Here is a 26,356-nt window from a genome sequence, read left to right as displayed (position 1 = left end):
TAATCACCTCATAGTCTGATATCTTAAAAAATTTCGTATTATTTGTCCCAAGACGTACCTTGTTAAGGCTAAGAACAGTACAAAGAACGGTAAAGCTATTTCATTTATAAAATTAAATGATTCAACTAATATATATTGATCTACCACGAAGAATATAAGCAAATAGATAAAATAGAATATCGTACCAAATGTACGTAGAATAATTCTAAAGTATCTCATCATTACATATGTTTTAATAAGTTCTTCAGCAATACTAAATAATAATATAGCAACTGCAAAGTATATAATATCACGATAACTTACAAAGTTAAATAATTCAGAGATAAAGAATGCGATAATAAAAGTTAAAATATATGTAAAAATAAAGTTAATTACACGATTATGATGAAAAAACCCACCGAATTCAAATGAGATTACTTTTCGCCGTGATTTTTGGGGAGGTTGGTTTTTACTCATCTCCTCTAATTTTTTTATAACTTCTTTTAGCTCATCGAGGTTTTCTTGTTCTTCTTTTGTTATTTCTTCCTCAATATCTTCATCTTTTTTGGGATTGTTGTCCATAAAATCACCCCAATACTTTCTGTAAGTATTCTCCTGTAAAACTAGCTTTATTGCTAGCTATATCTTCTGGAGTACCTGTTGCTATAACAGTTCCTCCCATATCTCCACCTTCAGGTCCTAAATCGATAATATGATCAGCAACTTTGATAACATCTAAGTTATGTTCAATTATAACAACTGTCGCACCTAAATCAACTATATGTTGAATTACTTTTAATAATCTCTTTACGTCGTCACTGTGTAATCCTGTTGTTGGTTCATCTAAAATGTACAGTGTATTTGATGAAATTCTCTTATGTAATTCTTTTGCTAATTTAACACGTTGTGCTTCTCCACCACTTAATGTAGTTGCCGGTTGTCCTAATTTAAGGTATCCCAATCCTACATCATTTAGAGTTTTGAGTTTGTTAAAAGCTTTAGGAATATTTTTAAAGAAGACCACTGATTCCTCAATTGTCATTTCTAATACGTCACTAATGTTTTTACCTTTATATTTAACTTCTAATGTTTCACTATTATATCTTTTTCCTCTGCATACTTCACAAGGGACATAGACATCTGGTAAGAAGTGCATTTCAATCTTGATTAATCCATCTCCATTACATGTTTCACATCTTCCGCCTTTAACATTGAAACTAAATCTACCTTTTTTATATCCACGTATTTTAGCTTCATTAGTCATTGCAAAGATATCCCTGATGTTATCGAAAACACCTGTGTATGTTGCTGGATTACTACGAGGAGTTCTCCCGATTGGAGATTGATCTATGTTGATGATTTTTTCAAAATCTTCAACACCTTTTAAATCGTCAAATTCCCCTTCTTGTTGCTTCTTACGATAAATCTTATTAGCTAAACCTTTATATAAACATTCATTAATTAAACTGGATTTACCACTACCACTAACACCTGTGATTACATTTAAAACACCTTTTGGTAGTTCGACATCAATGTTTTTTAAATTATTTTGACGAGCTCCTTTTATTGAAATATAACCATTATCATGAGTCCTTCTTATTTTAGGTACGTCAATTTTTAATTTACCTGATAAGTATTTCCCCGTAATTGAGTTTTCATCTTTTAAGATTTCTTCGATAGTTCCTTGGAATGTTACTTCCCCACCAAACAAACCTGCCCCTGGTCCAATATCGATAATTTGATCTGCTTCAAACATAGTTTCCTCATCATGTTCTACGACGATTAAAGTATTACCTAAATCGCGCATTTTTTTAAGTGTACTAATCAACTTATGATTATCTCTTTGATGAAGTCCAATACTTGGTTCATCAAGGACATATAAAACTCCAGTTAATTGTGAACCAATTTGTGTAGCCAATCTGATTCTCTGGCTTTCACCACCACTTAAAGTAGCAGCCTGTCTTGATAATGTTAAGTAGTTTAACCCAACATTATTTAAAAAGCTTAATCTCTCAATAACCTCTTTTAGAACCATTTCACTAATCTTTTGATCTGTTTTATTTAATTTAATATTCTCAAAGAAATGAATAGTCTCTTTAACACTCATGTCAGTTAAATCGATAATATCTATCCCACCGACTTTAACACTTAATGCTTTTTCGTTTAACTTTTTCCCGTGACATACAGGACAAGTTATTTCATTCATATATCCTTCAATCCATTCACGCATAAAACGTGACTTTGTCTCCATGTAGCGACGTTCCAAGTTTCTAATGATTCCTTCATATTTGGATGACTTTTCATATAGGTAGGCATCTGATTTTTTACCACCAAATTTGAAATCTATCTTCTCCTTAGTTCCATATAAAACGATGTGCAAGTGTTTAGGATCCATATCTTTAACAGGTACTTTTAAAGAGAACCCATAAAACTTAGCTACTTGCTTAATCATTTTAAAGAAGTAAGTATCGGTATTTTCCCAACCTTTTATTGCTCCACTTAAAATAGAAATATTTCGATTTGGAATCAGTAATTCTGGATCGATTTTTCGTTTATGTCCTAAACCATTACATTCGCTACAAGCACCGTATGGTGCGTTAAATGAGAATAATCTAGGTTGTAAATCACCAATGCTAAAATCACATTGGGGACAAGCATAGTGCTCACTAAAAATATGCTCCTCATTATCGATTAATACAATTACTTTACCTTCTCCTATTCGAGCAGCTGTTTCTAAACTATCATATAAACGACTTCTTATTCCTTCTTTGATTCGCAATCTATCGATTACAGCCTCAATAGTATGTCGTTTGTTTTTTTCTAAGTTGATATCATCATCCAAATCGTAGATTTCACCGTTTATTCTAACACGGACAAAACCATCTTTTTGAAGTTGTTCTAAGGTTTTTTGGTGAGTTCCTTTTCTCTCTTTCGCAATAGGTGCTAAAATTATAACTCTACCTTCAGAAACTTCCAGTACTTTATATGTCATTTCTTCAATTGATTGTCCTGAAATCTCTATTCCATGATTAGGGCAAATAGGTTTTCCTATACGTGCATATAGTAAACGTAAATAATCATATATCTCCGTTACTGTTCCAACTGTAGAACGTGGATTCTTGGATGTTGTTTTTTGATCAATACTAATTGCAGGAGATAATCCTTCAATACTCTCAACATCAGGTTTCTCCATATTCCCTAAGAACTGTCTTGCATAAGCACTTAAGCTTTCTACATATCTTCTTTGCCCCTCTTTATATATTGTATCAAACGCCAAAGAAGACTTACCACTACCACTTAACCCTGTCATAATAACAAGTTTATTTTTTGGTATTTGTATGTCGATATTCTTTAGATTATTTTCTTTTGCGCCTTTAATAATTATTTCATTAAGCATTTATATCACCTATCTAGTAAGTCTTTAAAATCCTGTTCACTAATTACTTTGACGCCTAATTGATTAGCCTTAGTTAGTTTACTTCCAGCATCGGTTCCAGCAACAACAAAACTTGTTTTCTTGCTAACACTCCCTGAAACTTTACCGCCTAACGATTCAATTAAAGCTTTTGCTTCATCTCTTTTATATAACTCTAATTTACCAGTTAATACAAATGTTTTACCCTCAAATTCTTCTTTTAAAACGACATTAGAGGTATATAACATGTTTAACCCTAATAATTTAAGCTTCAAAAGTAGTTCTTTATTTTTATCATCATTAAAGTAACTAATGACACTATCTGCAATTACTTCTCCGATTTCATCAACATCAGTTAACTCTTCTTTAGTTAATTCATAGAAGTTTTCTATATCCTTAAATTTGGTAGCTAAAACCTTAGATACTTTTTCCCCAACGTGTCTTATTCCAAGACCGAAAAGAAATTTGTCTAAGTTGTTATTCTTACTTGCTTCAATACTATCAAGTAGTTTAGTAATTGATTTTTGTCCAAAACCTTCTTTAACTACTAAATCCATTCGATGTTTTTCTAACATATATATATCATCAATAGTTTTAATCAAATTATCATTATAAAACTGTTCGATTATTCTATCTCCAAGACCTTCTATAGCCATTGCTTTTCTTGATGCAAAATGGATAAGTCCTTCAATTGTCTTTGCATCACAGAAAGGATTAACACAATAGAGATCAACTTCTCCGTCTTTTCTTGATGTATCTTCATTACAGACAGGACATTTAGAAATCATACTGAATTTTTTACTTTCAGAAGTTCTTCTTTCTAGAACGATACGAACAACTTCAGGGATGATATCTCCTGCTTTTCTTATAACAACATAATCATTTTCTCTTATATCTTTTTCACTTATATAATCCTCATTATGTAATGTAGCTCTAGAAACTGTACTTCCCTGAACCATTACTGGATCTAAATTGGCAACAGGAGTTATTTGCCCCGTTCTACCAACTTGTAAAGTTATTGAATTAATTTTAGTTATTACTTCTTCAGCTGGGAATTTATAAGCTATAGCCCACTTAGGAGATTTTGCTGTATATCCTATAACATCATATAATGCCAATTCATCAACTTTGATAACAATTCCATCAATTTCATATTTTAAGTCATTTCTCTTTTCAGTATATATATTTATGTACTCGATAACCTCTTCAATAGTTTTACATTTTTTACTTAAAGGATTAACTTTAAATCCTAGTTTTCTGGCAAAATCTAATGATTCAATATGTGTTGATAACCCGTGATTAACCGGTGAGATAACACTATATATAAACATATCTAGATTACGCGAAGCAGCAACTTTACTATCTAATTGTCTAACACTTCCAGCAGCCGCATTACGGGGATTCTTGAATTCCTCTTGAGATAAGTTTCTTCTTTCAGTATTAGATTTATCAAAAGACTTCTTACTCATAAAAACTTCTCCTCTAACTTCAAGATTATTGTCATAATCAATGCTTAGCGGAATACTCTTAACTGTTCGTAAATTTGAAGTAATATTTTCTCCAATAACTCCATTACCTCGAGTTGCACCTAAAACAAGACTTCCGTTCTCAAATTTCAAAGAACCTGCTAGTCCATCTATTTTTAACTCTACATTATAAGTAACATCACTTACTACCTTCCTAACTCGTTCATCAAAGGCATATAAATCATCTTCATTAAATGCATTGTTTAGACTCATCATAGGAATATCGTGGGTTACTTTTTCAAATTTATCAAGAATTACTGTTCCTACTCTAACAGTAGGTGAATCATCACTCTTATATTCTGGATTTTCGTTTTCTAAACGAATTAATTCATGTAGCAAATCATCAAATTCTTGATCACTTACAGTTGAATTATCCTCGATATAATACTCATAATTATAACGATTTAACAGTCTTCTTAACTCGTCAATTCTAATCTTTATATTCATCAAATCACCACACCTAATTATACCATATTTTAACTATTATTTCTTGCTTATTGCTGGATGATCTTTAAGAAGTTTTTTCACTCCATGAGGGTGTTTAAAGGCGATAATGCAGTTATCTCCTGCAACACTCACTACTACTCCATCACCAAATACTTTATGAGTTACTTTGTCACCTTTTGAAATATCATTTTGATTCGCATTTTCTAGTGATACTTTTCTTTTCTTTATTATATTATCTCTATAAGTAGGTCTTTTGTTTATTGAATTAACATTAATCGATCTACTAACAGCAACACTGTATCCTTGTTTCTCAATTAATTCACTAGGAATCTCATCCAGAAACTTGCTATTCGGATTTCTACTTATCTCCCCAAATGTTTGTCTAACATCAGCATTTGTTAAGAATAATCGTTCCTTAGCTCTAGTTACTCCTACATACATAAGTCTACGTTCTTCTTCAAATTCAAATTTATCGCCAAATGTTCTTGCTAAAGGGAACATCCCCATTTCAAGAGCAACAATAAATACAACTTTAAACTCTAACCCTTTCGCAGCATGAAGTGTCATTAACGTTACACCGTCCTCGACATCTTCTTTATTTTCATCTGCTTTCAAAGAAATATCTTCCAATATAAAAGTCAACATCTCAACTTTAGATATATCGCCATATATTTCGTTATTTTCGGCTAAGATCGTCTTAAATTCTTGTAAGTTTTCATATCTAACGTCACCTTTTTCATCATTTTCCAAGGTTTGATAGTATCCTGATTTTTCTAAAACATAGTCGACAAAATCAATAAAAGGTATTTCATCCAGTTGAGTTCTGAAGTGTTCTATCAATGTAATAAATTCTTTTAGTTTATTACTAGCATTTCTACCAAGATATTCATGGCTTTGCTTTAATGAATCACTAAAAGTCAAACCATTATCTACAGCATAAGTAGTGATTTTTTCTATTGTTGATGGTCCTATTCCTCTTCTTGGTGCGCTTATTACTCTTAGAAAACTAAAAGCATCATCTTGATTTAGAATAAATTTTAGGTATGCTGTGAAATCTTTAATCTCTTTTCTTTTAAAGAAACTAGTATTCCCAAAGATACGATAAGGAATTTGTTTTTGCAATAATATATCTTCATATTGTCTAGAGGTACTATTTGCACGATATAAAATAGCCATATCATTAAAGTTATAACCCATTCTATTTAAAGCTCTAATTGTTTGAGCAACGTATTCTACTTCATCGCGTGCAGTTACCCCTTTATAATGAGTAATTAATTCTCCTGCGCCTTTCGATGAGAAAAGATTTTTAGGTATCCTCGTACTATTATTTTTGATAATGCTGTTAGCAGCATCCAAAATATTATTTGAACTACGATAGTTTTGTTCTAAAAGAACAATATGATAACCTTTGTAGTCTCTTTTGAATTTGTTAATATTCTCAATATTTGCCCCTCTAAAGGCATAAATACTTTGATCCTCATCTCCAACTATAAATAAGTTCTTATCCTCGTTAACAAGCAATTTAACTAGTTCATACTGAATATTATTAGTATCTTGGAACTCATCCACTAAAACGTACTTGAATAAATCGTTATAGTATTTTTTTACTTCGGGTTCTTGTTTTAATAACTTAATTGTCAAAATCATCAAGTCCTCAAAATCAACTAAGTTTGATTCGAAAATATAGTCTTGATATTGCTTAAATATTCTACCTACAAACTCTTTTAAAGGAGATTCTATATCATCTATATAATCTTCATCAAACTTCATTTTTAAAACTAAACCTCTGACAACTCTGGGTTTATATACTTTTATATCTATATTAGCCTTTTTCATCAATGATTTAACAATTTGAAGGTTGTCATCATCATCTATAATTTGGAAGTTTCTTTTATACCCTAATTTTTCAATATGATCGCGTAATATTTTTGCACACATTGAATGAAATGTGCTAATCCACATATCATAAGGATTTATTCCAAGTAACGTTTTTACTCGTTGTTTCATCTCTTTCGCAGCTTTATTAGTAAAGGTGATAGCTAGAATGTTTTTATAATGAACATTCTTCTCATAGATTAAATAAGCGATCCTTTTTGTAAGAACGCTTGTTTTACCGCTTCCAGCTCCGGCTATCGCCATGATTGGACCCTCTGTTGTTAGGACTGCTTCTTTTTGCTTCTCATTTAAATTATCTAGTAAATTATTCATAAAATCACCTATATAAAGTATATCAAAAAAAGCACCAAAATAATAGTGCTTTGAATGTTATTTTTTAGTCTAAAAAGTGTTGATAATCTTTTAGATTTATTCGCTTATTTTCAACTTGAACTCCTTCACTAGATAAAAGATCGCCTTGGATAAATCCAGGCTCACCACTAAGTGAGATTCCACCTTTAGAGTTAATCACTCTATGCCAAGGAAGTCCATATTTTTTGCTCATACTACTTAGAATCCTTGAAACTTGTCTAGCACCTCGAGGATTACCTGCATAAGTAGATATTTGTCCATATGTCATTACAGTTCCATAAGGGATACTTTTTATAATTCCTAAAACCTGTTCAGTAAAGTTTGTCATTACATCACCTCTAGATAATAATATCATTTTAAGGTAATTAAATACATATAGATATAAAAAAAGACCCGTTAGGGTCTTTAATTGTTAAGATTATAAGCTTTCTACGTTTGCAGCTTGAGGACCTTTATTTCCTTCAATTACGTCAAAACTTACAGCTTCTCCTTCTTCTAAAGTTTTGAAACCATCTTTTTGAATTTGTGAGAAATGTACAAATAAATCTTCTCCATTTTCAGTTGTGATGAATCCGAATCCTTTTTCAGAATTAAACCATTTAACTTTTCCTGTCATGTTTGTTACCTCCTATATTATTTGATAATTATAAATTACTTTATAAAAATTGAGGTAACATTGTTATCCAAATTTATATTATTATTCATAATGCATCGACTTTATAATACACTATATTTTATTAATTGCAAGTCATTAACAAAAAAAGACGAAAAAAATTATTTCGTCTTTGGTCGATATGATGATTTTAATGACACAATTCTGTTAAAAACAAGGTTGTCTTCAGTAGAGTCTGTATCTATACAATAATAACCATTCCTAGTGAATTGAAATCTATCGCCTACTTTAGAGGTTATTCCTTCTTCAACATAACCATGTTTTATGATTAAAGAATCAGGGTTGATTTTCTCACTAAATGGTACATCTTTGTTCTCAAAATCAGTAATTAAATCATCATATAATCTAATTTCTGCTTTTTGGTTGTGAGTACCATCAACAAAGTGAATATTTCCATTTGGTTTTCTTTCTTTGAATCCACTACCACTTTTAGTGGCCGGATCATATGTACAATGTACTTCAATAATGTTTCCATCATCATCTTTTACAATGCTGTTAGCTTTAACAAAGTATGCATGCATTAGGCGTACTTCAATATCTAAAGCAAGTCGTTTCCATTTTTTATTTGGTTTTTGCTCAATAAAATCTTCTCTTTCAATATATACCTGTTTACTAAAAGGTATTTGTCTCGAACCTAACTCTTCATTTTCTCTATTGTTTTCTGCTTCTAAGTATTCTACTTTGCCTTCTGGATAATTATCAATAACTAGTTTTATAGGATCAAGTATTGCATTAGTTCTTGGTGCTTCTGTCTTTAACTCATCTCTTACTACTTGGTATAACATATCAATTTCAGTTTCACCTTGAGATTTTGGTAGACCTAAACTATAAATGAAATTTCTAATAGCTGCAGCAGGTATTCCTCGTCTTCTTAAACCAGATATTGTGATAAGACGTGGATCGTCCCATCCATTAACCGCACCACTTTCTACTAGTTCCTTAATATATCTTTTCCCAGTGACAGCACCTGCAATATACAGTTTACCAAATTCTATTTGTCTTGGTATATTAGGCATTTCACAGTTTTCTACTACCCAGTCATATAGAGGACGGTGATCCTCAAACTCTAAGCTACATAAACTATGAGTTATTCCTTCAATTGCATCTTCAATCGGATGTGCATAATCATACATTGGATAAATACACCATTTATCTCCGGTATTATGATGATATACTCTTTGAATTCTATATATAACAGGATCTCTTAAATTTATATTAGGACTTGTCATATCAATTTTAGCTCTTAAAACATGACTTCCATCAGGATATTTACCATTCCTCATATTAGCAAACATTTCCAAATTTTCTTCAATAGAACGATTTCGATATGGTGATTCCTTACCTGGTGTTTTAAAGTCACCACGGTATTCTCTAATCTCTTCAGCAGTTAAATCACAAACAAAAGCTTTACCTCTTTCGATAAGAAGAGTTGCTCGATTATACATCTCTTCAAAATAATCACTAGCAAAAAATAGATTTTCCCAATGACATCCCAACCACTCAATATCCTCTTTAATAGCTTCTACAAAGCTGATATCTTCTTTAATTGGATTTGTATCATCAAATCGCAAATTAAAATAACCATCATATTTTTCAGCCATTGAATAGTTTGTAATAATAGCTCTCGCATGACCTAAATGTAAAAATCCGTTTGGTTCGGGAGGGAATCTTGTGATTGCCTTCTCGTGTTTACCTAAACGAATATCTTCTTCTATTATTGTGTTTATAAAATGATTAATTTCCATATTTTTCACCCTTTTACTTTTTATTTTTTTATTACATCTTCTATTGATATTTGGGTGTTCTGCTGGACTTTCATAATAATCACCTCTAGTTTTTACTTTGATATTTTATATAATAACATAACTTTTATCAAGATAAAATCGAGAATTATGATTTATTCTCGATTTTTCTTTGTATTTCTTTAAATTCTTTTAAGCTTGTGGCAAAGATACCACTATTCTTATTTACCCATCCAAAGAAGTTTTCATCATCTAATACTTCCTCAGATATTTTTTCTATATCTAAGTAATGTTCATTTAAATATGTAATAAATTCTTCAACTTTTGTATATTTTTTGCCATTATATCTAAATACCTTTTGGTTCTTAACGTCTTCTTGAAGCTTTTCCTTCTTAGATATGTGATGACGTTTATCTTTCTTTTTACTTTCTGCTTTTTTAAGATTCTTTTTATCTTTGCGATTGAGTTTCTTATTCTTATCCTTACTATCTTCAAAGAAAGTACTCAACTCTTTTTTTGTTACTTCTTCTTTTGCTAGTTCCTCTTTTTCTACTTCTTCTGATTCTTTTTTACCTTTTCTACGTTTCTTTTTCTTTTTTTCTTTATTCTCTTTTCGTAGTTCATATTCCTCTGTATTTGCCCATTGCCAAGGTTCTTCCCCTACAACTATAGTAATAACTTCTTCATTACTTTCATCCTCTTCATCTGGTTCTTGTGATTCTGTTTTATCAAAATTAAAGAATGAAGAAGGTTTGTCACGCTCTATTACCTTTTCAGTTAGTTTGTCTTCTTTAGGTTCTTGGATCTTTTCGATTAATTCCTCTTCAATAATTTCCTCTTGAAGTTTCTTTTTCCTTTTAAACATTAGATCCACCCCCTAATTAAAGCAAATCCTACAGCAAAGAATAAAATAAATACAACAAAAGCTAAGACATATTCTAGTCGTAACAATCTAAACATTGTTTTGTAGTATTTTGTCATCCAATCATAACGCTTTTCAATCATTTGAACGTAGTCTTTAAATTTATCAAGTAAAATGCTAGGTCCAATCAATTGTTTTAGTTCTAATTCTGATTTATCAGGGTTTTTAACTACTATATCAACATAATCTTCTAAGATTCCCGCTTGTTTTAGTCGTGAATCTTTCATATCTTGTTCCCATTTGTCGAAAGTTTGCTCTGCACGCTTGTTTTTCTCGCTTCTCACATCTCTTATGTAGCGAGAGATAAAATTGTTTAGAACGGCATATCCTATCATTAGAAAGATAGCAACATTACCTAAGAAACTGTACCAAGGCACATCATATAGCAATTGCACATAATCATCAATAATTGTTTCCCAGAATGATAGCATTCCGATCAAGAATGATGGTTTTAATGAATCTGGAGCTTTGTATAAAAGCATTATTAACAATGCGAGAATAACACTTGTTAAGAATGTAATTTTGCTAGGTTTTTTATACTTTTTACTTTTCTTTGGTAATAATTTAACCATTTCACGAAGGTTTTCCATTTGGGTAATAGATGATTCACGGTATTCTTCAACCCAATTATCTAAAACGTCATATAAGATGCTTTCTCGGTTTACTTGGTTAAAATCTTTTAAGTTTAGGAACTCTTTCAATGTTATTTCATTATCCAAATCAGGATGAGTAATATGGAATTGATCCATACTTCTTACTTCCTGATTCCAATTAACTTGATAGGTTAAGGGATTACGGTGATAGAAATCAGCATCTTCATTAAAAGTATAATGACATACAATTAAATCAGCATATTTCTTATGCTTGTATAGTTCTAGGTTACCTGTTTTTTCATACTCTAGTTGTTTTTTAAGTTTAAATTTTCTTGTGTCAAACCCATTAAGTTCAAGTAACAACATTAATTCTTCACTAGATTTCATGGTATTCCCTCCTTTCAAGAGTTTATCTGATTAAACTTCTTACTCGGGCTCTGAAGTCTTCACTAAACAACTCGTATTCGTCATCTGCAAGAACTCTCATTGCTTCGATAGAAATATTTCCATCTTCATACATTTGCTCTAGAAGAGTTAATCCATTTGATTCATCAATTATGTTAAAAGCAAATTGATCAGCCATAGCTGTTACAACCTCTTTGCTTATTACACTATCTTTAACTGATTGATTAACTGAATCTAGATATTCATACATCATTTCTGAATCATAAGCTTTACTTTCATTATCTTCGTCAACCATAAAGTATGCCTTAAAGTAGATTTCACTAATTAGGTATCGCATATTCATTACTTCTTTAAACATTCCTGTTTCACCTTCAGATTTCGTGCAAATCTCGATATCATACCCACTTACCGGGTCTGGAGAAGCACAGAATCTAGCAGCATCATTAAAGAATGCGGCAATTAATGGTGTATTTTCTAATGTTTCATAGACATCCAAATGGTATTTCATAACACTAATACCAATTTTAAATAACATTGAGATATTCCCTTCAATACTGTTAGCAATATCCTTATATTTATCATCATATTCATCAACAAGTTCTTTAGTACTTTCTAAGACATCAGTCACTTCTGGATAATTAGTAAAGGCTTCATCGAATAATCCTGCTTCATAATCATATTTGAACTCCATAATAATCCACGAAACACTTTCACCTTCAAAGAGCGTTGTTACTATCCCTAAAGCATCATCAGTAAAGTTATAGTCTGTCACTTCTGAAACATCAAATGCAGGACATCTATTCTCTTCTAAATACAGTTCATCTAGAGATACAGAATCAATATTCCCTTGGGTATGTTCAAGCCAGATTGTAAAAACATCATAACTTCTAATACTCATTGCTGCTAAATATAATTTATCTTCTAGTTCTTTGTCGTTAATACTTTCACTTATTACTTCATAGTTATCTTTAAAGCTAACGATTACACTTGAAATATCACTTAGTCCCGGATCAAAACTTTGTCCTTCAGCTAACACATCAACATACCATACTAATAAGCCTTCATGGTTTTCAAAGTTAGTTCCTAAAGTATTCAATTCTGATGAAATATTTACTTTATCTTCGTATTCATCTACAAATGCAATAGCTTCTGTGACTGAAGTTAGGACACTTTCTAATGGATCTGTTGGAGGTATTAAAGGATTAATACCATCATCGTAAATGAAATCAATTGGTTCTACTAAGGTAAATGTCGGTCTTGTAAAATCAAATGTTTCGGTAAAGTCATTACCAGTACTTAAGGCAGTTAATTTAGCTATTGTATAAGTTTCTAATTCATCAATATAATCTTCTAAATCATCAACATAAGCATCATATAATACCTGATATTCAAAATTTTCTAAATCGGTATCATATTGTGCGATAGCTATTGTGTGTTCATTTTTAGTGTTGACGGCATTTGTATACTCGGTTTGGAAATCAGCTTCACTTCCAAGTAAGTCTTGGTAGATTAAATTATCTCCTGTACCATCCTGAATCAGAACTAATGATACCCCGTAATAGTTGGATGAACTTAAGTCATTAGCAAAATAAGCAAAATAAGCATCATCTATTATTCTCTTAGCATCGATTGTTAATTCAGGGTATATTTCTGACATAAAGTTAGATTCGTAAGAATCTTGTCCTCCAACATATTGCTGTTGATATTCATATATTGATTCATTGTAATAACCTTCAATTCCATCCACACTTAGTAATTCTTCAAAATTAGAAGCTTTATCAGCCAATCCTTTTATCGGAACAGCTTTTTCAGCTGTTCTAGCAATTCTTGAGAATGGTGGAGGGTTTTCTAGGACAAAGTTTGTAAGGTAAGCATTAGTATCTACTAGATTCAAACTGAAAGCTGGGAGAATAATGAAATACACTAACACGTATCCATTAATAAACCCGAATAATGCCCCTATATACTTGTTCTTTACACCTAGTTTAGCTCGCATATTTTCATTTAATACATATCTTCTTGCAAAGATTGATAAAACAAACACACCTGTAAATAAAAGCACATATGTAAATACATAGGCAAATATCATTCCAACTGTATTTTTAAAGATACCTAAATATTCATTTATTAATTCAAAGAAAAATGTTTCTGATAAAGGAGCGTATAGATAGGTAGTAATTGCACTCCCCATATAATAAATTATTACGAAAGGAAGGATTAAATTAATAGATATTCTAATTTGCTTATGTCCACCTGAAAAATATCCATATATTAGATATGAAAGGTAAATCATAATTAAGATTAAATCAAAGTTAAAATCTATACTTATTTCAGGGATTATACTAGATAACATCTATTTCCTCCTTTCCTCAAACTTCAAGAAAAACCCTTGTTTAATAAAGGGTTTTTCTATATAAGGGTTGGTTTTATTTCAAACTATAGTTTATTCTTCTTCACCTTGATCGAAATTACCGAATAGGTCTCCAAATTCTGCATATAAATCTTCATCGATTAGACCACCAATTGTTTCTAAGAATTCAATTTGGGTTTCTTCGTCTAACTCTTCAAAGTTTTCCATAAGGTCTTCTACTTGTTCAGGAGTTACTTCTTCAGCACCAGCAAGTGTTTCTTGGATATCTTCTATCGCTTCAAATACTTCTTGCTCTGCTCCGCCACCTGTTGTATCTAATACACCTTCAAGATCATCAAGTAATTCTTCACTTTCAATAACATCTTGTAATGCTGCTTGGAAGTTTTCTAATGTTTCTTGAAGTTCTGAGTCACTTGCTTCTACATCTAATACAATAGCGTCTGCTGTTAAACTAATTCCAGATACAACTACTGCACCTTCTTCAGAACCATCTTGTAATAATCCTGATAGTTTTTCAGTAGAAATTATTAAGTCTCCGTCAGCATTAAATTCTGCGAACTCAACATCTCCAAGTGTAGCAAATACGTTTTTGAATGCTGTTAAGTCTAAGATTTCAATGAAGTCTCCAGAGTTTTCTAATTCATCTTTACCAAATGTAATTTCAGTAAATTCAAATTTAAGTTCATCTTCAACACCATCTGCTGTTACATCTTCTGCTCTAATTACTAGCAATGAATCAATACCAGCTATTTTGAATAGTGCATGAACAAATATATCTTCTTCCTCGAACTCAAACCAGATTGCTTTTAATCCGAGTTCAATATCTTTAGTTTCAGTTTCTGAAACTTGAATTGGTTGAACTCCTCTTGTATCAGCAAATCCACCAGCTGCGCTGTAGATTAACTTATTAAAGATTTCTTCTTCAATTTCAAATCCGCCACCTAATAGTGAACTATTGAATAAGTATTGAGTAAATACGTCTGTTAAATAAGCTTCTGGATCGAATAAATCAGGATTAAATTCACCAATAACTGTTTCTCCACCTACTACTTCTTGATCATGTAGATCATATAAGTATTCAGGGAATTCAGGATTGTCTTCACTTCTAAATTTTGATACACCAGCCGTTAACACGAATTCAGTATCGGCTAAATCAAAGTTAATCAATTGATTATCAAAGATTATTGATAGTAATTCTTGCATTAACATAAATTCTGGAGTACTTTCGCCTTCTTGAGATTCAGCTACTTGTTCTAAAATCTCATCTTTTGCGATTGTATATGATACAGTATCAACATCAAAATCACCCATTGGGATTTGTCCATCTATTTCACTTTGTAAATCCATATTACCTTGATTTTCAGCAATTCCGATAATTGTTGTGAAAATCGATTTAGGTAATGGTAAGTTCCCTATTTGGATTTTATCAAATGCTAAATAGTATTCTTCTGGGTTATCATCAAATAACATATGTACTTCTAAAACAGTTTTATAAGTCATTTGATTATCAATGTTAATCTCTGCCATAACATTTAATACAAATCTACCTGGATCAGTAGCTGTTGAACCATCATAGAATGATACCCAAGCTCCTACTAATCTAAAACTAATATTATATCCTTCAATTTCCTGTGCTTCATCGAAAATATAGCATTCTTGATCGTTTGCACAATTTTCTCCTGGAGCATAATCAGGATTTTCTCCTATAATTGCTTCATAAATTGCACGGTTAATTACGTCTTGACTTAAATTAAATACTAAGTCGTCAGTAGTTCCGTCTTGTACTTCGGTAATTGAAGTGTCTAACTCTTCATATACCATTGTCATTGCGTCGTACTCATCTGTATACAGGTGAACTGGTAATTGTTCTGCCCCTGTACCATCATACATTAATGTAGCCACTAATGCGGGTGTTCCCAGTATTAATAGTACTGGAATTAATATAGCTAAAAATAATTTTCTCATAAATGTCTCCTCCTTCGAGAGCTTTCTTTATACAACCCTAGTATATAGAAAATATGTGTATATTTTATGAATATAGTTTTTATATGATATGAACTTGATTTATTCTAAATTAAGCCTACTTTTTCCGTTTAATTTCATATCATCTGTTTGCTGCTTGCTTAAGTATTGATAATACCCTGCAACACCAATCATTGCGGCATTATCAGTACAGTACTTAAACTCTGGCACAACAACCTTTACATTGTTAATTCTTTCTTCTATTTTCTTTCTCAAACCTTTATTTGCAGCAACTCCTCCTGCAATCATAAACATTTTTGCGTTATATTCAGCAATAGCTTTAATACTTTTATTTACTAAAACCTCAGAAACTGTTTCTTGGAAAGAAGCACATAAATCTGGTATATTTACTTCTTCATTTCTTTGGTTGATATTGTGTACTAAATTAATCACATGTGATTTGATTCCTGAAAAGCTGAAATTATATGTATTTCCTAAACTAATATCAGGCATTTTATACGAAGGTTTTCCTTCTTTAGCCAAACGATCAACAACTGGTCCACCTGGATAACCTAATCCAACTGTTCTTGCAACTTTATCATAAGCTTCTCCAACGGCGTCATCCATAGTTTCACCAAGTTTTTCAAAACTATAATGTTCTTTCATAAGAATTAATTCTGTGTGTCCACCACTTACAACTAAACAAACTAATGGAAATTCTAAATCTTTACTAATTGCATTGGCATATATATGTCCAGCGATATGGTGAACACCTGATATTTCAATGTCATTAGCAAACGCGAAAGCTTTTGCAGCATTTATCCCAATTAAAAGTGAACCAATTAATCCTGGCCCCTTAGTTACAGCCACTAAATCGATATCTTTTCTTGTTATTCCAGCAATTTGTATGGCTTCTTCAAAGACCATTGTAATTCCTTTTATATGTTCTCTTGAAGCGATTTCTGGAACCACTCCACCATATTGCTTATGAATGTCGATTTGACTTAAAACAACATTACTTAATATTTCTTTACCATCTTTAATAATACTTACACTTGTTTCATCACAAGAGCTTTCTACACTTAATATATTCATTATTTCACTCCTAAATCCAATACCATTAACAAGGCATCTTCACCGTTTTCGTAGTATTTCTTCCTTATTGCAGCATTTTTAAAACCCAATCCTTCATACAATTTTATTGCATATAAATTACTTACTCGTACTTCTAATGTTAAATTTTCTATTTCATTATCATTGCATACAATAATAACTTCATCCATTAAGAGTCTTCCAATACCTAAACCTCGATATTTTTCAGAAACAAAAAGGTTTAGAATTTCTGCGTTTGGTAGTGTCAACCAACTACCAACATATCCAGCTCTTCGTCCATCGACTAAAGCAATAAAGTATCTAGACATATCATTATACATTATTTCGTTGTATAAAGTCTTTTCCCCTAGAGATTTACCAAAAATCTTCAATTCTTCTTGATAAACATATGGTATATCACTTAGATCCATTTTTCTTACTGTAATACCCATAATATCACCTCTATTCTATAGGTTCTTCGTCTCCGGCTATTTCTTCATCTTCAATTTCTTCGGTCTCTGTATCGAAGTTAACTCCAATTTCTAGTTGTAGTTCTTCAATAGCAGTAATTTCAGACTCGTAGATGTCATCAAAATTATCAATTAACGGATTAATATCTGTCAAACTGTTTAAATCCATTAGATTTATATCAGCTGATAAGCCGTTTATTTCGTCTAAAGCACCTGAATCCTCTTGATGTTTCAAATATAACTGTTCAAAGATTGTCATATCTTTATAGTAATTGATTAAGTCATTATCAAAACCATCTTTATCTCTATTAATTAATATACTATTTACTCCAACCTTCTTAAAAGTATTAGGTAATTCATATATTTCAACAAAGTTTACTAATTCAGTTGGATTAAAAATAATTATACTAATCTCAACGTGAGATGCGACAGGTATTGTATCAGTTAATAAATACTCATCAGCATAACCTGGTTTGAATTGATTATGGTTATCGACAGTTTTATACTTGCATTCGTCATCTTCGTATTTATATCTTGTATTCCCTACTTCTAAATTTATTGGTATTAAAATGTCATTTGATATATCTGTGCAAGTATTACTTGGTTCAACAAAGATATCTCCGACAAATCCTTCTAATTCAAAGCCAAAGTCAATTGTAGGGTTTAATAGAATCATTTCTTCAATGGTTAATAATCTATCAACATTCAATTCTACCATTTTACCATCATTATTTGTTTTGTAATATATCATTATTGTTTCATCTTCACTTATATAATAAGAAGATTTTCTTTCTTGGAAGTTATAAACTGGACCACTTTCTGCGCAACTTGCTAAGGCAACGACTAAGAATAACATTAGGAATATCTTATATATTCTCATTAGAACATCCCCAATCGAGAAAGAGCATCATTGATTATATCAAGTATCTCTCCAGTGTTTTTAAGTCGTACTTTTTTAATTACTTCGTGGTCTCTTCCAAGAGCTTCTATGGTTGATTCTTCCCATATGTTGTTAATATCCTCTTCTTTGTAATCTAATCTTAGTCTTAATAAATTTACTGATTGATTTTCCAAAATGTAATTCTCAAGCACTTTCAGCTCTTCAATTATCTCATATGCATCTTCATAGTTGTTTCCAGCTTGGGTTAATGACATTGGGAGAACTGAAACAATCTCCTTGTACCATATATCATCAATAGCATCATACTTAATTTCTTCAATAAAGAGAATTTCTTCAAAAGTATTAATTGTGAAATCTGTATTTTTAAATCTTAGACGATTTAACTCTTCAATTGGTTCAACTAGTTCAGGAGCAATTATTTCCTCATCACTAAATCCGTCTTCATGGAATATATATTCATCATATGTACAATAACCATTTTCTCGGTTGTTGTAGAAGTATGTTTTCTCCCCTATTCTAAGGAACCTAGGAATTGGATAAGCTGTTTCTACACCACAATCAGTTAACTCAGCAACTGTAACATAAGAATTAATTGTTGTGTGCGTTGTTAACGTAGCAGCATCAAATCCTGTATATTCTAAAGCATCAAAGAATGTCATGATTTGATCAATCATAAAGATATCGATTTCGCCAATCGAATTGGTATGATAACTTACGATTAAATCATCGCTGATTACAAAGCCACTACGATCTTTTTCGTAATTACCACGATCAAATATCCCGCATCCAGTGAGTAGAATAATTGATAGTAAAGCAATAAATAGCTTTTTCATATGACACCTCCTAGCTTAATGTGAATGTTTTATTTGCTTGTTGTGCTATTGCAAATGTATCGGCATCTTCTTCAATTGAAGTAAGTACTAATACATATATGTCTCCTATTATAAGTGTTAATAATGCATCATCCAAAGTTGCTTGAATTGCATTCTTTATATTTGTTTCTTCTGTTGGTGTAACATCTAATGGATTAATTCCCGCATCATCAAGATAATCTTCGTAATAATCTTGTACAGATTGATATATTTGTGCATCAATTTCTGCTTTTGTTAGTGTTTCATCTAAATGATCCATATATTGATTTGTCAGTATCTCTGCCCATGCTTCATTGATTGCAGTTGTTCTAAATGCATCATAACGTGCATTGTTAGATGTTTCTAAATTATATAATCTTGTATATTCTTCATCATAATAGAAATCATATATATCATTATCAACAAGTGGACTAACAAGTGTAATACTTGTTCCATCTAGTTTAGCCATAATAGTTTCTATATTTGAAACACTTAATGTATTAATCGTTATTGTGTCTATATTCCCTAATACTTCATTACTAATGAATTCCAAATCATCAATTGGTGTACCATTCATTGTTAGCGATGTTAGAACTGTTAATGAAGTTGTTGTAATAGTGTCTAAGCTATCTCCACCAATTTCAAGGACTGCTATACTTCCTGTAATAGTTAATTGATTACTATTTACTATATCAAGAATCAATTCATTACTTAGGTTAGCATTAAGGGTTAACGCAGTTGCCCCTTCATATTCTAAAGTAACTTCAGCATTACCTGATGTATTTATATTAAGTGAATCTGATTTTGTAGTTATTGTGATGTTTGTAAAAGATCCAGAATAGTTTAATTGAGATATTGTCGCATCATTAGTATCAATTAAAGATACAGAAGTCGAACCAACACTCAATGTATCAATGTTTGATGGACTATTCACTTGCAGAGTTGTTATGTTATTACCATTTATATCAACAAATCCAGTTGCTACCAATTCAAGTGTTAATGTTCCTGTAGATACTCCAAAATGAAGAGATACTACATTTCCTGTTATTTGAATAAGATTAGTTCCTGAAACGTAGATATCAGCATTAGTTACATCTAAATCTAGTGTTTCTGTGTTTGTATCAATATTACCTGTATTGGTACTTATCAAGTTCAATGTCCCTGTTGTTAAACCAGAGTAATTAATTGCTTGGGCATCAGAAGTTAGTGTAAATACTCCTTGGTTTGTAGTTATTGATAAGGTACTAGATACTGATGTCCCATCGTCAAAACTAGTTAAACTATTTGCCTGCAATGTTAAATCTGTCGTTGTGTAGTCATCAATATTAAGTGAGGTTAAACTATCATTATCTATTAAAACCGTACTTGTTGAACCATTTAAATCAAGTGAACCATTAGTTGAATTTACAGTTAACTCACTTGATAAGGCAGTTGAATTTACAGTTAGAGAATTTAAGTTATCTCCATTTACTATAATTGTGTTTAACTCATCTCCGGTTATTGATACATCATTCAAATTAGTATTAAACACTAATTCATTAATATTTCCAGTTGTAAAATCTAGAGAACTTACATTTAGAGTATTTAACACTAGAGTCACGATATTTGTTGTAGCTAGTGCATCTAAGTTATCAATATCAGTTCCATTAAGAGTTACTTGATTAGCTGTACCATCTAGACTGAAACTTAAATTAGCCTTATTCAATATTAATTCTAAATCGTTTGTACTTAAATCAAAATCAATAGTACCTAATGTGCTACTAGTTATATTTGAATCTCCACTAGCAGTTAAAGTAATCTCATTTGTATTTGTAGTAACATCTACTCCTGTTTCAGATGAAATTGTAACATCTGTTGTTGAAGATAAAATTAAATCTAATGAGGTAATGTATGTATCAATAATGAATGTTTGAATATTTGAGCCAGAAACATTTAAGTTTGCACTAGACGTATCTATATTCATTGTATCAATATTTGCTGTATTAGATGTGATACTGGTTAATGATAAATCAGTAACACCAAATGTATCAATATCAGTGGTTCCTAAGAAAGTTATACTTGAAGTATCACCTAATAATGAGAAGTTAGAACTAATAATATCAAGATTTAATGGCAGGGAGTTATTTGAGTTCATATTAACTATACCATCTCCTGCGTCAATGGTTACATCTGTGAAATTGTCCCCATTTAAACCAATTAGGCCAACATTAGTTGCATCTATAACTATAATTGTTTCTGTTGATTCAAATGAGATAAACGATAAATCTACATCGTTTGAATTGAAAGTTGTGAATGAAGAGCTATTACTAATAGTAATTTCATCTAATACACTTAATGCATTTAGATTTAGTGTAACTAGAGATGTATTGTCAAATGTGATTTCATCAACTTTCAAATTAGCATTAACGACAGTACCTGAGCTATTAACAACTACAAATGCTAGACTTGCATCTATAACTATATTGGTATAACTTGCACCATCAAGAGTAATGTTTGTGAATGTTGTTCCTGTAATATTAATTGTTGTTTGATTTGTATCAATATTAATGAATTGAATACTTGCATCATTATAATTCACAGTATCCAGTGAATTATTGTTAGATAACTGCAATGAATTTATGTTTGAACCAGTTTCAATTATAACTGAAGATATATTATTTGCGTTTAACGTAAATACATCTGAAATTACAGTACCGGATAATGGTTGATTGTTTGTTGTATATAACTCTACATCCGCACCACTAGTTGATAAATCTAATGTCGTTATATTATTATCTGTGAGGATTAATGTAGTAATACTGTTATTAGATACAACTATAGAAGCAACACTTGTTGATAAGTTCAATGTAGTAATTGAAGCAGAACCAAGTAAGTTATCTATATTAGTTGATGAAATATCTACAATACCTATACTTCCGTTTAGTGTTAAATCAGTTAATGTATCCTGTGAGATTTCTAATTCAGTACTATTTGCATTAACCGTTATAACAGCTTGTGTATTGTTTATTGTAACTTTTCCTCCGCTAACAGTTATTGTATAGGAAGTTGCAATGTTGTTGTTAATTATTAAATTTGCTGCTCTTGTAGAATAACTAGGACTAATAACCGTAGAATTGATAGTAAATGTTGTAGCATTTACTTCAAAGGTTGTGTTTCTAGTTAAATCAATTAGTGCATCAGTATTAAATATTGTATTTGTAGTTTGATAATTATTAAGATCAATAGCAGTTACGTTTGAAGCATTCAATGTTAAATCATCAACATCTACTGATAGATTTAACGAAGCAACTGATGTATTAATAACGATATCAGCGTTTAATGCAGTAACGTCGTAACTCAGTGCATCTGTATTGAAGGTAATAGTACCAGTTCTAAATGAAGATAGATTAACTGTAGCATTAGCATTTAAATCAACAGTTATTGTATCAACTGCATTATCTGCAGAAATAATATGCAATAACTCAATACTATCATTTGCTAAATCAATAATATTTACATTTAGATTAGCTATAGTTACATCTGTTAGTAATGTATATCCATTTAAAAACGTAAAACTAGAATAATCACCATATATAAGGATTATCTCTTCTATATTGTCAAAACTTAGAGTATCGAAATTAGGTGTTAAATCTAATTCGTTTGTACTTATAGTAACAATGATAAGATTATTAAATGAATTTGTTACTGTTATTGATGCAGGGATTTCAACTGCATCATAATGAGAAGCTGTACCATATATATCAAAACTATTCGTAATTGCTACAAGACTAGTATAATTGTCAACCAAATAATCATTATCTGGATTATAGTCTGGTAGATTATTAAAACTATCTATAATTGATGTGATTTGAGAAAAATCAAATGTTAAATTTGCTAATTTATCTAATCCATCAAGGTTATTTAATGTTGTAGTTAGACTAGATTCAATAGTTAGATTTATAATCTCATCGTATTCACTTAGGTAAACAAAATCAGTTATTGATTGGAGATTTTCAATCGTCAAATGTACAAGAGTTAATTCAAAGTCTTGTCCTGAGAAATCGCTCAAATCAGCCAAATCAATTCCTATTGTCAGGTAAACCAAATTGTCAACATTATCTAAGAAAGTAACATCTGTAAATTGATGTCCTCCTAAATCTAACTCCGTTAAATCAGTACCAGTAAAAGATGTAGCGCTAATTGTATCAACTAAGATATCGTTATTATCTGAAAACGATAGTATAAACTCAGATATACCGATATTTTTTAGTCCATCTATTTGGCTTACGCCAATATTGGCATGTAGAAGAGTAGTAAGAGTTGGCATATTATTAATACCATCTATACTTACTAATGTCGCTGTATGTGTATCCTTTGTAGTTTGATCAGAGATATTTAATGTTATAACACCTGGTATCCCATCAAGGAATGAAAGTGTATTTAATAAATTACTATAAATTAGTAGAGTTTCTATTGATGTAGCTTGGTCTAATGAAGGAACTGTTTGTAAATAGTTTTCTCCTAGATTAAGTCCATCAATAGTACTTGATACAAACGAATTAGTAATTGTATATACATTGCTATCATTAAGTAATAATAAACTTGTTTCCAAATTGTTAAAACTATTAGTTATTGTTTCAAAGTTAGAACCACTTAAATCAACACCTGAAGAATTCTCTATTACTAAATTGTTAAATGAATCAGTTATTGATGTAGTAATAATGGTTGTAATTTGATCCTTTAGGTCTATTCTATGATAGTGTCCATTATTAAATGAACCGCTTATTACACCGATTTTACCGGCATCTAAAGCAAATATATTACTACTATTGTAAGTTGCAAATATATTATTAAATGAATCAGTTATTGTTTCTAAACTATCTGAATCAAAGGTAATTAGATTTAAAGTAGCTAAATCATTGAATGAATTATCGATACTAACAATTTGAGTATTCGCTAAATTGATATTTAATATGCTTGGTAAGTCGATAAAAGCATCTACGATATCATTATCAGCACTTATATCTGAAGCATCTATTTCTTCTAAATTATCTAAATCCGTTGTCGATAAACCACTGATTACTTGTAGATTAGCAACTGGGTTCCCACTAATATCTAATCTTTCAAGATTTGGATTACCTAAGATAAATCTGATATCAGTTAAATTATTGTTTTCAACATATATTGATGTTAATCCAGGTATGTTTATAGATAATTCATCAATAAGAGCGATATTCATATCTTCAAATCTTATTGTAGCTATATCTGTTAAACCATTGATACTATTATATATTTGTAAATTATCTTCAACTTCAAAACCAAAATCAAAGATATTATCTCCTGCTTGTAAAGGTAATTCAGGAACATTAGTAAACGAATCTCTAATCACTGTAATTGTGTTCGGGAATACATCCCCTGGCTCTAGTAGCGCTTCTAATTCAGCATCAAATATTACCAAATTATCTAGATTTGGTAGCTCATTAATACCTGAAAGTTCAGTTAAACCATTATTGTAAAGGATTAATGATTCTAATGTTGGATGTCCAGAAACCCCTGAAGTATCTGTAAGGACATTACTACTTAAGTCTAAAGTAGTTAAACTGCCCCATGCAGCACTAATATCTGGTATAATGACGATATTATTAAATGATAGATTAATTATTTCAACATTCTCAATACTCATTAAATCACTGATATCAACAATACTATTATGGGATAAATCAATACTTGTTAATCCTGTCATTCCCGATAAATCGTTTATACTACTTATATTATTATTATCTAAGTATAACTCAATGATATCTGTATATTCTGCTATTGGTGTTATATCAGTTAAATTATTATCATTCAAATACAATGTGGTTAAACTGATATCTCTGCCTCTTAATCCTTCGATAGAAGTTAAATCATTGTTATCAAGACGTAGTTCTATTAGATTTGGCGCATTTTCTAAACTTTCAAAGTTAGGACTGACACCAATACCACCACAACCTAAATCATTATTACTAAGAATCAATGTTTCTAAACTTACAAGATCGTCCAAAGTGGACAAATCACAGATTTCATTATTTTCTGCATTCAGAGTTCTTAAATTGCTTAATCCACTTAAATCATCACCTAAAACGTTGATATTGTTATCACTTATATCTAGTATTTCTAGGAATTCTAGATTGTTTATTGATGGGAATTCGATAATCTCATTGTCGTTTAAATATAGTGTTCTTAAATTAATCAAATTATTGAGTCCGAAAATATCTACAATACCGTTGTTAGATAAATCTAGATGGGTTAGTTTAGTCATTTCTTCTACACCATCGACACTTTGTAAGGTACGTGTATCAGAAATTTCTAAAGATTTAATTTTACTCAAATTTTTAAAACTGTCAATGCTTACTACATTTGTTCCAATTAATTCAATACTTTGTATATTGCTTAGAGCACTAATTGGGCTTAAATCTTTAAAACTTTGTCCAGTTAGTGAAATATCTGTTAGATTTTGGAAACACTGAATACCACTTAAATCAATACTTCTATTAGGTTCATCAACTTCAAAAGTTAAACTAATGACAGAAATAGCATCAAAATAATCAGAACGATTAATACTGATTCCACTATCGATTAATAAATCATAAAAATCCTTACTAGCAAAACTCGTAAAACCGGAATATGTTTGGCAATATTCAGGTAGATGTTCATTTTCAGCATTCCTACTACAAGCACTTGCGAAAAACACTACTATTAGTAGTAAAAATACTAATAAAGGTCTAAAGATTCTTTTCAT

At 30.7% G+C, this 26,356-nt stretch carries 16 protein-coding genes; all 16 read right to left on the bottom strand.

What is annotated here, in order from left to right:
* Positions 1 to 3 precede the first annotated feature (3 nt).
* On the bottom strand, positions 4 to 561 hold the full coding sequence (locus tag KQ51_RS02305; protein ID WP_038468425.1) for a hypothetical protein: 558 nt from the start codon (positions 559 to 561) through the stop codon (positions 4 to 6).
* 4 nt (positions 562 to 565) lie between these two features.
* Positions 566 to 3,376: an excinuclease ABC subunit UvrA gene (gene uvrA, locus KQ51_RS02300; protein ID WP_038468423.1), complete on the bottom strand. Its 2,811-nt coding sequence runs from the start codon at positions 3,374 to 3,376 to the stop codon at positions 566 to 568.
* 5 nt (positions 3,377 to 3,381) lie between these two features.
* Positions 3,382 to 5,367 (bottom strand): NAD-dependent DNA ligase LigA, encoded by a 1,986-nt coding sequence (gene ligA, locus KQ51_RS02295; RefSeq protein ID WP_038468421.1) that lies wholly within the window; start codon positions 5,365 to 5,367, stop codon positions 3,382 to 3,384.
* Positions 5,368 to 5,403: 36 nt separating this feature from the next.
* Entirely contained in the window at positions 5,404 to 7,575 is a 2,172-nt protein-coding gene (locus KQ51_RS02290) for an ATP-dependent helicase (protein ID WP_038468419.1), read from the bottom strand.
* Between the two features lie 64 nt (positions 7,576 to 7,639).
* Entirely contained in the window at positions 7,640 to 7,942 is a 303-nt protein-coding gene (locus tag KQ51_RS02285) for an MGMT family protein (protein ID WP_038468416.1), read from the bottom strand.
* A 90-nt stretch (positions 7,943 to 8,032) separates the two neighbouring features.
* Positions 8,033 to 8,230 carry a cold shock domain-containing protein gene (locus KQ51_RS02280; protein WP_038468414.1) on the bottom strand — a complete coding sequence of 66 codons (198 nt, stop codon included), beginning with the start codon at positions 8,228 to 8,230 and terminating at the stop codon, positions 8,033 to 8,035.
* Positions 8,231 to 8,388: 158 nt separating this feature from the next.
* A complete protein-coding gene (locus tag KQ51_RS02275; protein ID WP_038468411.1) occupies positions 8,389 to 10,041 on the bottom strand; it encodes a glutamine--tRNA ligase/YqeY domain fusion protein in 1,653 nt (550 codons plus the stop codon).
* 136 nt (positions 10,042 to 10,177) lie between these two features.
* Positions 10,178 to 10,894, bottom strand: a complete 717-nt coding sequence (locus KQ51_RS02270) for a hypothetical protein (RefSeq protein ID WP_038468408.1) — start codon at positions 10,892 to 10,894, stop codon at positions 10,178 to 10,180.
* Positions 10,894 to 11,931, bottom strand: coding sequence for a hypothetical protein (locus KQ51_RS02265; RefSeq protein WP_038468406.1), 1,038 nt, complete (start codon positions 11,929 to 11,931; stop codon positions 10,894 to 10,896). Before KQ51_RS02265 ends, KQ51_RS02270 begins: the two co-directional genes overlap by 1 nt.
* Before the next feature lie 22 nt (positions 11,932 to 11,953).
* Complete coding sequence (locus KQ51_RS02260; RefSeq protein ID WP_038468403.1) at positions 11,954 to 14,302, bottom strand: CvpA family protein; 2,349 nt, start codon at positions 14,300 to 14,302, stop codon at positions 11,954 to 11,956.
* A gap of 90 nt (positions 14,303 to 14,392) precedes the next feature.
* The gene (locus KQ51_RS02255; RefSeq protein ID WP_038468400.1) at positions 14,393 to 16,285 is read right to left on the bottom strand and encodes a hypothetical protein; all 1,893 of its coding nucleotides are present in this window, start codon (positions 16,283 to 16,285) and stop codon (positions 14,393 to 14,395) included.
* Positions 16,286 to 16,384: 99 nt separating this feature from the next.
* Positions 16,385 to 17,377 carry a tRNA (adenosine(37)-N6)-threonylcarbamoyltransferase complex transferase subunit TsaD gene (tsaD, locus tag KQ51_RS02250; RefSeq protein WP_038468397.1) on the bottom strand — a complete coding sequence of 331 codons (993 nt, stop codon included), beginning with the start codon at positions 17,375 to 17,377 and terminating at the stop codon, positions 16,385 to 16,387.
* Positions 17,377 to 17,826 carry a ribosomal protein S18-alanine N-acetyltransferase gene (gene rimI, locus KQ51_RS02245; protein WP_038468394.1) on the bottom strand — a complete coding sequence of 150 codons (450 nt, stop codon included), beginning with the start codon at positions 17,824 to 17,826 and terminating at the stop codon, positions 17,377 to 17,379. The genes tsaD and rimI overlap by 1 nt, the downstream gene beginning before the upstream one ends.
* Positions 17,827 to 17,836: 10 nt before the next feature.
* Positions 17,837 to 18,724 carry a hypothetical protein gene (locus KQ51_RS02240; protein ID WP_038468391.1) on the bottom strand — a complete coding sequence of 296 codons (888 nt, stop codon included), beginning with the start codon at positions 18,722 to 18,724 and terminating at the stop codon, positions 17,837 to 17,839.
* Positions 18,724 to 19,578, bottom strand: a complete 855-nt coding sequence (locus tag KQ51_RS02235) for a hypothetical protein (protein WP_038468389.1) — start codon at positions 19,576 to 19,578, stop codon at positions 18,724 to 18,726. Before KQ51_RS02235 ends, KQ51_RS02240 begins: the two co-directional genes overlap by 1 nt.
* Positions 19,579 to 19,588: 10 nt before the next feature.
* Entirely contained in the window at positions 19,589 to 26,356 is a 6,768-nt protein-coding gene (locus KQ51_RS02230; protein WP_038468387.1) for a leucine-rich repeat domain-containing protein, read from the bottom strand.

The organism is Candidatus Izimaplasma bacterium HR1 (assembly GCA_000755705.1).
Classification (GTDB): Bacteria; Bacillota_I; Bacilli_A; order Izemoplasmatales; family Izemoplasmataceae; genus Xianfuyuplasma.
The sequence above is the reverse complement of the archived record's forward strand: the minus strand, read 5'-3'. Positions and strand labels throughout refer to the sequence as shown.